The organism is Dendronalium sp. ChiSLP03b (assembly GCF_034531165.2).
GTDB classification, from domain to species: Bacteria; Cyanobacteriota; Cyanobacteriia; order Cyanobacteriales; family Nostocaceae; genus Dendronalium; species Dendronalium minutum.
This window is the reverse complement of the sequence record NZ_JAVRBR020000052.1, coordinates 60,111-73,492: the sequence shown is the minus strand read 5'-3', so window position 1 is coordinate 73,492 and position 13,382 is coordinate 60,111. Positions and strand designations below refer to the sequence as shown.

Annotated in this window: 10 protein-coding genes and 1 pseudogene; 2 read left to right on the top strand and 9 right to left on the bottom strand. The window is 39.7% G+C overall.

What is annotated here, in order from left to right; translation table 11 throughout:
- Positions 1-498: 498 nt before the first annotated feature.
- Positions 499-879 carry a hypothetical protein gene (locus tag RMY31_RS13755; protein ID WP_322657176.1) on the bottom strand — a complete coding sequence of 127 codons (381 nt, stop codon included), beginning with the start codon at positions 877-879 and terminating at the stop codon, positions 499-501.
- A 218-nt stretch (positions 880-1,097) separates the two neighbouring features.
- Here RMY31_RS13755 and RMY31_RS13750 point away from each other — a divergent pair, with 218 nt between their 5' ends.
- Positions 1,098-2,456 (top strand): hypothetical protein, encoded by a 1,359-nt coding sequence (locus RMY31_RS13750; protein ID WP_322657177.1) that lies wholly within the window; start codon positions 1,098-1,100, stop codon positions 2,454-2,456.
- Positions 2,457-2,527: 71 nt separating this feature from the next.
- On the opposite strand, the gene RMY31_RS13745 is transcribed toward RMY31_RS13750, so the two are convergent.
- Both RMY31_RS13745 and RMY31_RS13740 read right to left on the bottom strand, forming a co-directional pair.
- Entirely contained in the window at positions 2,528-2,650 is a 123-nt protein-coding gene (locus tag RMY31_RS13745) for a hypothetical protein (RefSeq protein WP_409877912.1), read from the bottom strand.
- A 134-nt stretch (positions 2,651-2,784) separates the two neighbouring features.
- Complete coding sequence (locus tag RMY31_RS13740; protein ID WP_322657178.1) at positions 2,785-7,776, bottom strand: hypothetical protein; 4,992 nt, start codon at positions 7,774-7,776, stop codon at positions 2,785-2,787.
- A gap of 38 nt (positions 7,777-7,814) precedes the next feature.
- On the opposite strand from RMY31_RS13740, the gene RMY31_RS13735 reads away from it, so the two are divergent.
- On the top strand, positions 7,815-8,345 hold the full coding sequence (locus RMY31_RS13735; RefSeq protein ID WP_322657179.1) for a hypothetical protein: 531 nt from the start codon (positions 7,815-7,817) through the stop codon (positions 8,343-8,345).
- A 131-nt stretch (positions 8,346-8,476) separates the two neighbouring features.
- Here RMY31_RS13735 and RMY31_RS13730 read toward each other — a convergent pair whose 3' ends face one another.
- The 6 genes and pseudogenes from RMY31_RS13730 to RMY31_RS13705 all read right to left on the bottom strand — a co-directional run bounded on the left by RMY31_RS13730 (position 8,477) and on the right by RMY31_RS13705 (position 13,382).
- On the bottom strand, positions 8,477-8,836 hold the full coding sequence (locus RMY31_RS13730) for a hypothetical protein (RefSeq protein WP_322657180.1): 360 nt from the start codon (positions 8,834-8,836) through the stop codon (positions 8,477-8,479).
- Between the two features lie 162 nt (positions 8,837-8,998).
- Positions 8,999-9,409: a hypothetical protein gene (locus RMY31_RS13725; protein ID WP_322657181.1), complete on the bottom strand. Its 411-nt coding sequence runs from the start codon at positions 9,407-9,409 to the stop codon at positions 8,999-9,001.
- A gap of 5 nt (positions 9,410-9,414) precedes the next feature.
- Complete coding sequence (locus RMY31_RS13720) at positions 9,415-10,416, bottom strand: AIPR family protein (protein ID WP_322657182.1); 1,002 nt, start codon at positions 10,414-10,416, stop codon at positions 9,415-9,417.
- Between the two features lie 222 nt (positions 10,417-10,638).
- Entirely contained in the window at positions 10,639-11,436 is a 798-nt protein-coding gene (locus tag RMY31_RS13715; RefSeq protein WP_322657183.1) for a transposase family protein, read from the bottom strand.
- A 78-nt stretch (positions 11,437-11,514) separates the two neighbouring features.
- A pseudogene (locus RMY31_RS13710) lies at positions 11,515-11,757 on the bottom strand (AIPR family protein); the annotation flags it as partial.
- 380 nt (positions 11,758-12,137) lie between these two features.
- Positions 12,138-13,382 (bottom strand): ParM/StbA family protein, encoded by a 1,245-nt coding sequence (locus tag RMY31_RS13705; protein ID WP_322657184.1) that lies wholly within the window; start codon positions 13,380-13,382, stop codon positions 12,138-12,140.

Below are 13,382 nucleotides of genomic sequence, written 5' to 3'. Positions count from 1 at the left end.
CCTGCTTCCAGGAGTAACACGGTTGTGTCACTGTTTTGTGACATTCGGTTGGCGACAACGCAGCCTGCCGAACCCGCACCAATCACAATGTAGTCATACTTAGAATTGAACTTCATCATAGTCGAAAAATAACTGTCTGACTTTGTTTGACCAAGCCCCGTTAGGGCGGGGTGTGGGGTGTGGGGAAAGACTAGCCCCAAGATAGCGTGGGTCACAAGCCCCGTCATCAAGGACGATTGCATTGGTTGCTTAATTACATGCCTCGAAGGGTGCCATCTTCTCCTTTACACCCCTCTTGGTGACCATTTCTGAAAATAAGATACAGCAGTTTTCATTCGCATGAAGTACAAAGTTACAGGTTTGAGGCAGGGGGCAGGAAGTAAAAACTCTTTATCTGTGATGAATCAGTCCTGGATTTTGTACCTCACGCGCCTTGCAATCTGCTGTATTTCCTTAGTTTTAGTTAGATTTTCCCAAATTACTGATGATTCATGTTAATTATTCAAAAACAGTGGCTCTTTCAATAATGAACCATTCGTGGTGTAAGATTGCTAAGAAAAATTCTTCATCCTTAACGCGATCGCACACTGCCATAAATCCACAAAAAAATGGATCGTTTTCATAGGTAGTATCAGATAAGAACAGTGTTACAGAATTGTTATCTGCACTCCAGATACAACGTAGTATGCTTATATTAGGGTGATGTGATTTATCTACAGGTAATAATATTGGATACCCTTCTACTTCCAAAAATTCTGGCTGTTCATATCTAAAAACCGATTCCCAATCTTCTGGGCCTTCGTGTTTCTCAATAATTCTATCCCACCTAACTAACTTAATTTTTTCTAGAGTCTCGGCTGATAAATCCGCAATTTTCATTTTTTTACTATCCTAAATAGTTTTTAACAATTTCTCTATGAATGATGCCCTTTCGGACAACTCTTATATTGGCAGAAATTCCCTTCCCGCTAAACTAAAAAGTTATAGCGGGAGTCCCATTTCCGCATTTGGGATGGCTTAAAAAATCTAGCTATTGCTAGATGCGATAATCCTCAAAAACGCTATAGGCTACAATTGTTGAGTAGAAAGATTCGCTTGTGGATGCCATAGTAGAAAGATCGCACACACTCAAACAAGCCTTGGTTGATTTTGTCCTAGATGCTGACGGCGAACTAGCACAAGCACTCGACATTTATGCAGCTGCACAGATGCCCCGCGGTAATGGCGATCGCACCCAACAACAAGTAATCATTGACAGGTTTATTACAGAAGGGAAAATTGGCGAACGCTCACCTATAGAGTTATTTATCGCCAGTCATGCAGATTTGTCCAAGAGCGATCGCAATCTACTGAATAGCTGGCATCGTAGTTTTATTGGTTTATTTACTATCACCCAGATTTTACCTGATGGCTTAGAACTCATGAACTGGCTGACAGCTAAACATTACATAGTTCTGACAGCTAAAAATTACATTGTCAAGTCTAACAGCCCTGAAAAACAACCAGCTATATCTCGTTTCAAGTCAGGAGATATTTTACTAACACGCGTTTCTCCTCTTACTGATAATGAGTGGATATTTTCTGGCTCTCACACATTTATGGGTAAACTCGGTAAGCCAAAACTCGCCGTCGCCATTGGAAATTTTAAAGATAATTATAAAAGTCATCTTTACAGCGATGCTCCAGACTTGCTAGAACAAGCATGGCAGTCAGTAGAGCAATATCATCAGCAGTTTGTTGAGTTTTTTGGGAATGATGAAGTTACATTACCAGGATACCAACTCAATAAAAAGATAACTAAATTTCAAGAAATTATCACCGATAAATATCTCAAAGCCGCCGGACTTGATAGTTCCAAATCTTTGAATGAAATAGTAGCAAAGGCTGGTATTGGCGCAGAAGAAATTACCGCCGCTGCTCAAGAATTTGGGATTGATACTAACGCTGTTTCTCAAATATTGGATAGGAAAAACAGCAAGCAAAAAATGGTTGCACCTCAAGTAAATTTACCTGCTGAACTCAAGAAAGCAGAACAAGTAACAGCCATTTCTCACCCACGTTGGGGATTGATGTTTTTACCAACATACACTAAATTCACAACTATATTATTAGCTGATGATTGGCAAAGTATTGAAGGTGCAGCAAAACTAATTCGTCACTACTTGGAAGATCAAAATATTAATGCTTATATCTGGCATCGGTTAGCACAAAAATATCCCACTCAATTAGAAAAAGTCTTGCAAGATTTCTTGCAACGTCCTGAGTTTAGCCTGAGCAATGATTTAGATAAAATTTTGCAAGAGTATGGTAAACCTATCGAGCCAGAATTACCAGAAATTGCTAGTGTTCCTTTACATCTACATAATTTATTTCAAGAAGCACTTACAGAAGTGAATAAATCTAAACCCAAAGGTAAAGTACAAAAACAACCAGCGAAAGGTTTTCAAAGAGGTTAGTTTAATATCAAGTGGATCTCAAATCCAGGTAAGTAAGTGGGAGAAAAAATTTACAAGTATGTAACAAACAGTTAAGCAGAAAAATGAGAGCTAAATTTCACACGTTGTGTACTATAATTTTCCTTTTCTCCTCTTGTTTGAACTCCATCAATCACAGCATAGGCAAGGTCTAATTCATCCTCTACTTGATACATTATCTGTATTTACCTATCTTTACACAGTTTGGTTTTTTTAAGCCTTTTTACTTATATTATAGATTCATTTTTTATATATTTATTATCAGAGTTTTATGATGTTTACTACTAGAAGTTAGCAGCGATTTCCTTGCTTACCTTTGCAGTCCTGTTGCCTGTTTTTGATTTTTTTCTAAAACTTCATCAAATTTAGAATTCACGTCTTCAAAAGTCTGTAAGATTTCTTTTGTTACTTTATTAATCTCAATCTTCCCAGATTGCACACTCAAAATTACATCACCGTTTTTGTGTGCGATCGCTAAATCTTTTTGCTGGGCATTGAATACCAAATCATAATGTTTCCCCTTAACCTGGATGAAACCATCATCCCTCTTTTGCCCCCAAACCGCCCCAATTCTCTGAGCGATTTGAGTCAGCCTGCTAATCACTTCTAACTCCTGTTTATCTTTCCCTATTGCAGTCAAAGCGGATTGTGACAACTGCCCGTCAGATTTAAACTGATTGGCAACTTCTACAATCCTCTGCTTGTACTCAGTTGACTTGCCCAATTTATCCGCATTACTGTACCATTCCCTCAAATTATCAATAGTTACACTCTTAATTTGAACCTCATTGCTGGGTGCAGTTCTGCTTTGTGGTTTGAGGAACGGCACTACTTGTTTATCTTCCCCAGAAGCGATCGCAATATCACCCTCTTGAAAGCCATACTGTTTATATGGTTCGTAAGCTCTGGTGGTATGAGTTCTACCATATCCTCTCATCGCATCAATGCAAGTATCGACGGGCAGGGGGTTCTGTTCACCGTGTAGCATCAGCGGAAAATTCATCGAAATCAATTTTCCTCTGATGGCCACAGATGGAACTATTGGTTCACTTGTACTAAATTGTTGTGGCTGGGGCGGTTTTAAATACTTCGGTCTATCTGGCAGTGCTTTAACTTTCTGTTGATACTCAGTTTCCGACTCAATCACACTTCCAAACTTCCTGGTCATCGCACCCGACACAGATTCAGGGATGGACGAATTCACCAATTTAAACACACCCAGCCCTTTTTTCGTTTCCAAAGGTACATCTTCTGGTGGCACTTGAGCGATCGCTATATTTTGTCCTCGCAACCATTTGGTTACAATCTCTACCTTATGATTGTCCACTGCCAATTGAGTTAATCCCAGTAATTTATCTTCTGGGGTAGCAAACAAAATTGTCGGTCGTTCTTTAATTTTTTGCAGTATTGGCGCTGTTTTCTCTATCATCCCCTGTTGCCCTTGGTTTACCTGTTGCGTACCAAAAACCTGAGTTTCTTTAGTCCACACTTCGGGATACTCGACCGTTTGGGGGTCAACTTTCAGTATAGTTGTCGAGAAATTACTTTGTAGCGTCGCTTGTACTGGGGTCAGTCTACCAAAATTGAGAACTCCCAATTCAAGAAGTGCTTCTTTATCTTTCTTGAAGTGCAACACTCCCAAAGGTTCTCCATTGAGAAATACAGCATCTCTTGTTTTGGAAGGTGGTACTTCTAAAGTAAGCTTGCGGTAATTCGAGTCCTTAAACGTCTGACCTTTATAGTCATAATGATTGATTTTATTAACTTTTAGTAGATTGCCGTTGGGCGAGGTTGCGAGCGCAAATGCATTTTCATTGCTTTCGGAGATAGTCGTTAGCTTTAGGTTTAGCTGATTGCCATCCTTGATGTAATTAAAAGCTTGAAGCTGCTTAACCGAATCAGCATCTAACTCCCCCAAAGTTTTACCATCAAGTTTGATTTTTACTGCTTCATTGGGAACTGGTACTGTGCCAATCTCCAATGTCACTGGTTCGGCATTAAAAGTTTGTCCTGCATGGGAGAACTTACTAATTTCTCGGATTGTAAACTCTACAGGTTCTTTTCCTGGGACAGAGATGGTGGCATTGGCAGTGTAGGTTTCTCCTGGTAATACGTTGGCTTGCACTTTTGTACCTATGGGTAACTGTCCCGTCCTTGGCTCTAATGCCGCAAACTCTTTGTATTCACCACTATCTTGCACAAATACCAAGCGAGAACCATAACGTTCGTGTCCCGGTGGATGATCGGAGGCTCTAATTTCTACAGCATATTTCTCATCTAGGTTCCAAACTTTATCCTTGAAATTGTTAGCCTCATTATCTAAGGTCACTAATCTCATCTGTGTGAATTGCAGTTTGTCCAATCTGGAGATAATTTCCTGTGGGAAAGCTGCAAACACAAAGTTAGGAATCTTCTTTTGAATTTGGGCTACTGGTTGCTGTTTATCTTCGAGTTCATCTTGTCTGGTGGCGGCGACGCTCCAGGCTGCGGCTGCGGCTGACAACTGTTCTGTTTGGTGTATGCTGGTCGAGTAAGCCTCAGCTTCTTGGTATGCTTGCTGGAACATGAGCTTTGTCTGCCCTCGACTGGGTTCTGGCTTCAGTTCAGTCAGGGTTGCGCCACTGGTAGCCATTCCTGGTTTTAGGTTGTAGTCTGCTACTGACTGTTGGCTGACTGTTCCCAGCTTATGGTAGACGGGTTTCCCGTCTTCTATTTCACCATCAATTTGAGCGATCGCAAGTAATTTATGCGGTCGAGATTGGGTTTGATATTTTGAGTCAATCGCAACGAGCTTTAGGTTAATTGTCTGTGCCTTCCAGATCAAAGGATGCCCGTAACGAGTCAAGTTTGTGATTTCAAGTTTTGCTCCTTCTTGTGTTTGTATAACGGCACTGGGACCACGCTCTGTTTCCCTTCGTCGTTCCATTGCCACTGCTGCATTGAATAACTTGTCGAACTCGTACTTGGCAGCGTAAGCAGCAAACTTTTGTTGAGGTGTAAATTCTACTCCCCTAAACAAATCCTGAAACTGAACAATTGGGCGCGACTCCAGTTGCGACTGTTGGAAATATTTATTAGTTTGATTAATTAATAATTCGACTGGTGAATAGCCAGTTGGTGTGATTCCCGAATTTAAATAAGCTGTTCTTAATTTCTTATCTTTAATATAATTAACATCTCGATACAAATAGCGCTGATTCTCCTTAATTAAACCCATTTCCGGCTTTTTAGCACTTTTAAACAAGTCTACCGCTATTTGATTTTGATAGCATCCCTCCTCAATCATCTGACGGTAAATCAGACGATTAACATCCATAGCTTGCTGAATAACTTCGGAAGTTCTTTGAGCATGAGACAGAGCTACAAACTGTTGCATTAATGGTTTGTATTCTGTCCTGATTGGTTTGGGATGCTCTTGTTTCTCTTGTTCAAGTAAACTTAGATAGTGGCTGGATACTTGGTCTAAATATTCAGATTTTTGCTCAGGTGTGCCGTAAGTTTTAAGTATCTCAACTTCTGATTCTAGGGCTTCCAGTGCCGTCACTTGATTGTTAATCACCCCAACACTAATACTATCGCTCATATGAATGGCGATTTCTTCAAAAGGCGGTTGGGTTCCATCTTCTAAGTAAAAGGATTGCTTTTTCAGTTTAACTGTGGGGGCATAAGAGTTTTCTCTAGTGTTTCTGTACTCGGCTTCGGCTGTAAAATTGGGGTATTTGTTTGCGAGTGCAATCCCAATACAGTCGCCGTCAAAATCTCGTGCTTGGCGCTCTGATTCTGTTTCGGCTGGGTCTATCTCATCAACATCAATTCCTTGGGCTTCTAACCGTGCAATCCGTTCCTGTATGCGCTTGTGGTCTTCATCGTTGACTACAATGATGCCTCCTAATGGTTCACCGTCTGGGGCTAGTCTGTCTTCAACAAGTTTATTAGTTGAAACGCATAAGCCATTGGAATTGAGGAAAGGTGAGCGAAAGTTAAGAACTTTTTCCCCTTTATCCAACCAAGGCACACAAATTTCACCATTCTTCAGTTCCTTGGATGGAATAATCATGCCCCTATCAAAAGTCAGCGTCCGCCCCAGAGCGATATCTCTCCACTCGTTTTGTACAAACCTGCTTAACTCTTTTCTAACTTTCTCCGTTTCTAAAAGCTGATGATGCCCTCCTAATAAATCAGCTTTGATAAGTTTATACATTAATAAATCATCTTTTTGGTTTTGATCGAGTCCATCATCATTATCATTTATTTCCAATTCTTCATCATCTTCCTTCTGGGTCAGTGATTCTAATTGTTTTAATAGTGAACCATCAGCAACTTGCTCATTAATAGCTTGTTTTAAAGATGATTTCTCCTCTTCGGTGAACGCTTTACGCTTTTCGTACTTCTCACAGTAAAGCTGTGCCAATTTTCTAGGATCGTTCTGAGTTTCAGCTAGTTTCTGGGCTTGTGCTTCTAGTGACTCAGCGAAATCCTTGATACCTTGGGGAAAGGATGCAAGCAATTGAGAGATAGCAGTCTTTCCTCGCTCTGATTGTGACTTAGAGCCTAACCAGATTTTTTGTTTATACAACCCTGGCTGAATCTGTGGCTTCGATGGGTCACCAGGGCAATCCTTATCTGTACCTTTGAAACTGGAGAGGGGAATGATTAGGTCGATTTTGGGTTCGTTATTAGGATTAAAATATTCTATTTTCTCCAGTCTGTATGGTCTTAATGTTCCTTTACCAAACCGATATTTAGTATCTTCTCCATCAACTTCTGTCCATCCAAATCGATGCTGAATTACACGATAGCTTTTATCAGAGCGTTCTTCTCTTTTAGTTAACTTGTCATAAATTTGTGTTGATATTTGTCCATAACAATCTCCTACTAATTTATATGCCAAATTATTTGATAATATGTTTCCATTCTCTCCAGTAGCATCATCTACGACTAAAATATTTAATTCTTCATTAATTGCATTTTTACAAGCACCCAAAAAGATTGAGCCATAAGCACCCCTGTCTTTTCTATCTGGACATAATTTATCAATTATTTCTAAGCAATCTGGTAGACCATACAATAATCGGGTTTTGGAAGATAATAAAAGAGTATGCCCATCCGGGTGATTTCTTAAATCTGATGGGGTACTGTGTTCATCTATATGTCCAAAATAAAATTGCTTGTCTGGAAAGTAAAATTCTAGTAGAGTGTTATCTAACTTTTCAGTTAAAATTGATTGAGGATTCCTATTATCTCCATCAGTGTGAATCCATTGATTTAATCGAGTATCAAAGTGCTGAAATTGCAAAGACATAGTTTTATTTAATCATTGAAAAATTTTGGAAGGTTAATATGTCAAGAATTAAACGTTGGTTAAATATGCACGGTAAAGAATTTAATGCAGACGGGACATTGAAAGATGAAGTAAAACAACAGAAGTTATCTAATGGCGCACATCCAGGCGCAATTGATAGTTATGCTCGTAGATTAAAAGCAGAATATGACGAGTTAAAAAGATTAGACGAAACCAACCCAGAAAAATGGGTCGAATATAATGCATACGACTTCTTCACCCCCACAGAAAAACAGCAGTTCAATCCTGACGGTACTCTAAAAGCCGAATACATCGAATCTGCTCTCAAACAGGGGATTAGTGAGAACTGGTTGGCAGAAATGGAACGACGTAAAAAAATCGAGGTGGATACTTACAACAAAATGTCAGCATCCCACGCCGAACAAGGGATTAATTACGGAGCGTGGCTCATGCGAAGTCTCAAGCCTGCTAACGGCACATACTCACAACGCATAAAGCAGATGGAGGTAGACCTGAGAAACAACGAAGAACCCAGCAGCCTACCTTTCGACAAAGACACACCTTACTAAGAAGAATTCACTCCGTGAGGAATCAGAATTGAGAATTATCCTATAGTAATAGTAAGGAGTTTATAAGATTGAGATGTTTTTAACCTGTGTGTATTGGTTTTTAAACTCTAATTAATTCTGACTTCTGAGTTCTATTTTTGATGAATCCCAGATGGGACAATCACAGCTGGCGATGGATTTTTTGACTTGAATGCCCCATTAAACACTGCAATCATTCCCAAGATAGCAAAGACAGTGATAGCTACTCGTTGAAGGGAGTTAAACACTGACCTTTCTTTTACTACTTCAGTCCACATTTTTTGGAGTTGGTCTTGTTTGGTTTCCTCTTGTTTACAATATTGCAAAGCCTTCATACAAGAGGAAATATCTTCCCCTGTTTGGACTTTTTGACATAGTAGAATCTCTAGTTGTTCTTTGCGTCGAAGTGGAGTAGACAAGTCTGGTAACTGTTCGGGGTGAGTGCTATTAAGAGGCTTGAGTAGTTGTGTCATATTTTTTCAATTTTTTAGTAAAGGTGCAGAAAAATCTTCTGCACCCATGATTCTGTAAGGTGAAACTCGCGTACTATTGTTCAAGGCAGAGTGTATCTATTTCACTCTCAAGAAATCAATGGACAAAAGATTGAAAAAAAAATCATACTTTTGGCGGCTTAATCAAAGCTCTAGGTCAAAACCTTGGTTTCGAGAGTTGGTTACATACTCTATTGCTGGTGCTACATCTGGTGCATCTGGCTCGAAAGGATCTGTTGCATCCTGAAAAATTTCCTGTGCTAGAGTTCGTCCATCACCATCGGTATCGCTCAAGAGAATGTACTCCAGAACTTGGAAGGGCATACCCTGGCGAACAGCCTGAGCCAAGAAGGCTTTAACAAATTCAAAAGAAGCCTCACTGCTTGACAAAACTTGCATTGTGCGTTCGGCATCTTGGGTGGTCATTCTGGAAATATCTTTAACTCCAGCCTCAAGCCAAACATCAGCAAAATACTCTAAATAACGCTCATCAAAATTCTGCTCAACAGCGAATTTTGCCAGTTCTTGAGCTTGAAGAACCGTATTTTTTGGCATATTAATTAGTTTGCAAGTGTTAGTTTTTCGCGCTTGCTTGAGTTGACCATCTTCATCAAATGCTGATTGAGATAGCTTTGGGCGCAAACGTAGAGGCTATCCCAAATCTCAGGATTCCGACAAATTTTGCTACCAATTGTATTGCCTGCCAATTTCTCTGACACCAAGTATTTCTTGTAATAATTAGTCCACAAATGTTGCAGAAAATCCTCTGCAAATTCCTCAAAAGGGATAATCCAGTTGTACTGTTCGTCTAAAAACACTCGATAGGATGCGATAATCGGCATTGCAATATCAGCAGGCGCACCAAACCCAAATGAATATTTGCTATCAGGCAACAGCGTATTCTTGCGCGGGTCAATTGAGGCTAAGTCAACTATTCCTTTCTTCCTTCTGGGGTTGGTAATATGTTCCTCAATAGTTTTAAACAGTCGTTGCTCAATCCACAACGCTTTGGGCAGTAGTGGCAACAAATTCGACAGTCTTTGTCTTTCCGCCTCACTCAAAGAGGGTGTATTACTTACTGGAGGGTGTTTAGCTCTACTGTTACTATCTGGGTTGTATTTGTTCCTATCCAGACAGTTCATCAACTTAATTAAATGGTTGACATTGCACTGGGGACTTTTGGGCGCACCGCTTTGGTTTTGATAGTAGGCAATGCGGAATTTTGTTTCTTGCTCACGCTCCAGTTGGAATAAAAACTGTTTTAGGAATTTATAATCACCTCTGGCGTTTACCTTTGATCGCGCATCCACCGGGGCAGATGTGTTTGATGCTAGGGCAATGTCTTTGGCATCATCCTCACTTAGCCCAATGTGAATCGTTACTTTTACCCTCGCTTTGGAGAGGTCATATTTGTAATTTCTAGCTTGCTCAAACGCCAAAACTGTATGCCCACCATTGATAATACCGTCGCTGCCACCCTCCTGTGCCTCTAGTATTTCTAGTTCTAATTCAGTCTTGTTTCTATTAGACTTGTCCGAAAACTCCAAAGCCAGACTGTTCAAAGCTTTGAGGCAAAACTTTGATATTTGCGTAAAAACGTAGCGATCAGCATTTGAGATAGTTACTGTTAGTTTAGAGGCATAAACATTAACTCCTTTTTTTTAGGATTACTTGACTATTTTTAATAGCTAAATTCGCAGAATTAAGCTACCAATTCTCAGCCTAACCAACCCACAGACTGTTAAAATAATCTGCTCATACGTTTCAAGTTTTAAGCGAAATCGCTATCGAGCTATCCGGAATATTTTAAGCAATCGAATCAAATGTTCAATGAATATTCGATTACTAGACAAAGCCTTATTTTCATCTTTTTGCTGTTGAGTTAATTCCTGTTTTGGCTTTCTTTTGTGAGGAGTAGTAATGTTTTCGCCACCTTGAAAAGCCTTGTCACCTGAAAATGGTTGAGACTTATCAAACTTTGTCTGAGATTTACGGAACAATTTTATATCTGCTGTTGGCCCAGGAACGCCGACTTCTACCTCCACAATATCCTTACCTTCTGGTATACCAATCATTAAACTTTTTAATGTATGCTGCCTTTTCTTGCCAGAAAAATATTTTTGTTGTTCTTTTTGGTCGGAATCCCTATATATTGGCTGTTCTAGGCTATCGACTAATAGTCGAAAATTGGTTAATACTTCCTGAACAAAGAGTAATTCGCTTTCATTATTTGAGACTTGTTCTAATAAACTAGCTGGTAAAACATCTCGCAGTATTGGTATCCAATAATGAAAAGTATCGTTGGCTTCTGTCTTCGATACCCCAAATAACATTCCTAATACTTGAAATGTCGGCATCTGTCTTAAATAAAATAAGCATAAACAAACTTGTTCTTGGATTGATAACAATTCTTTGCGACCTCCACCAGACGCATTAATTCTGATTTTTCGGCTTTCTTGCTGAATTTTAATTTCTTGGTGACGTTTGCCGGCACAATTTAGTAGTGATTGTAATTGTTCGTAACTAATCCCTAAAATTTGTTTTGTTCGGTGTGGGTACTTTTGGATATAATCAAAAACCATAACTAAGTTTGAAAAATGGTAGACACTCAATTCAACGTTTTACCATTTTTCTTTTCCTAAGTTAATATTTCGGACAAGTCTATTGGGCTTAACTTTATTGGCACACAGCACTATTCCGCTATGGCGCTCAAAAAACTTTTCCGGTTGGGTCGTCACTGAATCAAAGATTTGTCTGTACGTTGCGCTTCTCTTGTTTGGTTCTCTGATGTTGGGTTCTAAGGGTAAGTTTGTTGGGAAGGTGTCTACGTGGGCGGTAGCAATAATACAGTGGGGGTTGGCATTAAAATACTGGTCTACTTTTAGATTCCAAGTTTTTGGCATGGTTTTAATAAAAATAAAACTGAGTTGATATTAATCCTCTAACATATTTTGAATTCTTCTAATTTTTAGATTCATCATTGTATAGTACAATTGTTCTAGTAAACGTTGAATTCGCCAAGGTTAAAAGTCAAAACACACTTACGACTTCTGGTATCGTTTACCAGAAGTCTTTTCAATAACCTTTGAGAAATTTGACCGTCAGCAAGGGCGCAATACTTTGGTTTGGAGCGATCGCACTAATCAACAAGCCCATGACCGTACTTTTGCCTCTCGTGAATCTACTTCAAAAAAGTGAAACCGTTACAAGCAAAGGTTTTGGCGATGTTAGACAGAAAAGCTGTCTAACATCTCTAACTTCTGAATTTAGGTGAATGGCACAATTACAACTTCTTTGAACCAATTACTTGATTTACTAAGTAGCCATTTTTTTGCCAAATTTCAGTCTCTGGTGTAGAACTATTCATTGGTTGAGTATAAGACTCAGGGACTAAGGGTTTTCCTTTGCGGTCGTAGTTGAGATTGAGATCCAGCATTTTGATATGGGTAATATGGGATGCCCAAACATCAGCGACTCTATCGCCCAATTCCATTGTGTTGAGATTTTTCGGCAGTTCCATACCTCCATTCCATGAAATGGGGATGCCCTGTTGTTCAAAATGTTGGGTTAGCTCGTTACGTATAAAAGATGCTGTACCACCACAAACTAAAATTTCATCCATTTGGGCGATATTTCTCAGCCACCGCAGCAAAGCACGGACATACTCAGTGCGAACTACTGGTAGAGTCTTTTTGAACAACTCTACATCTAACCGAACATCTTCCGGTTTACTTTTACGTGATATGTGACGCAACTCATCGAAATTGTTCTTATTGGCTTCGACTAAAGCACTGATTAAGCGCGAATCATCTTTCGATAGCCCAACAGCAGTACGCTCGACAAACTGATCTACCACCCAATTCATCCCTAAATCTGTTGTGTCAAATTTTGTGGTATTTCCTTTGTGCGACAGAATAAAGCTGGCATTTCGATAACCCAACATTAACATTCCAATATTCTTGTGGAAATAGTTGACATTGGTGTTGCGACTGCGATACGACATCACCCCAGCCCCTTCTGCCGAAAGACCAAAACTGCGTAATTTGGCTTTGAGTTTGACTGTGGGTGTGGCTATTCCTGTCTTTAAAACTTCTGCCAGTTTGATTTTTAACGCTTCACCACCATTCGATTCTCCTACTGGCAACAACAAATGTACGTACATTTCTAAGTTTGGATTTTTCACTCCAAGCCGCCGAGTTGCCAACCACAACATACCTATCACCTTGGGTAAGGCATATTGATATTTCAAATCCCGCAAAGCTGATGTCCCAGCGAACATACTTCTAGCTAAAGCTCCCAGAACAAAATACTCTTCGCCAATACCAACCCACACTGTACTGTCTTGCATGAACTGATTCGACAAATACTCAATTGAACCAGCCTCGACATCTGCTATCTCTGGCTCCATCTTAATCACTATTGGAACGCCATCAGGATAAACCTGTGCTATCCCTTTGAGTGAACTTGTCCCTAAGTCAATAGTTGCTACAACCTTTGTGTACTCTTTGATTTCTCTTTTTCTCCTCAT

Bases quoted from the DNA above. Each gene is read 5' to 3' on its own strand.
- RMY31_RS13735 (WP_322657179.1), top strand. From the start codon at position 7,815: ATGTCAAGAATTAAACGTTGGTTAAATATGCACGGTAAAGAATTTAAT.
- RMY31_RS13715 (WP_322657183.1), bottom strand. From the start codon at position 11,436: ATGGTTTTTGATTATATCCAAAAGTACCCACACCGAACAAAACAAATT.
- RMY31_RS13745 (WP_409877912.1), bottom strand. From the start codon at position 2,650: ATGTATCAAGTAGAGGATGAATTAGACCTTGCCTATGCTGTGATTGAT.
- RMY31_RS13725 (WP_322657181.1), bottom strand. From the start codon at position 9,409: ATGCCAAAAAATACGGTTCTTCAAGCTCAAGAACTGGCAAAATTCGCT.
- RMY31_RS13740 (WP_322657178.1), bottom strand. From the start codon at position 7,776: ATGTCTTTGCAATTTCAGCACTTTGATACTCGATTAAATCAATGGATT.
- RMY31_RS13730 (WP_322657180.1), bottom strand. From the start codon at position 8,836: ATGACACAACTACTCAAGCCTCTTAATAGCACTCACCCCGAACAGTTA.
- RMY31_RS13705 (WP_322657184.1), bottom strand. From the start codon at position 13,382: ATGAGGAGAAAAAGAGAAATCAAAGAGTACACAAAGGTTGTAGCAACT.
- RMY31_RS13755 (WP_322657176.1), bottom strand. From the start codon at position 879: ATGAAAATTGCGGATTTATCAGCCGAGACTCTAGAAAAAATTAAGTTA.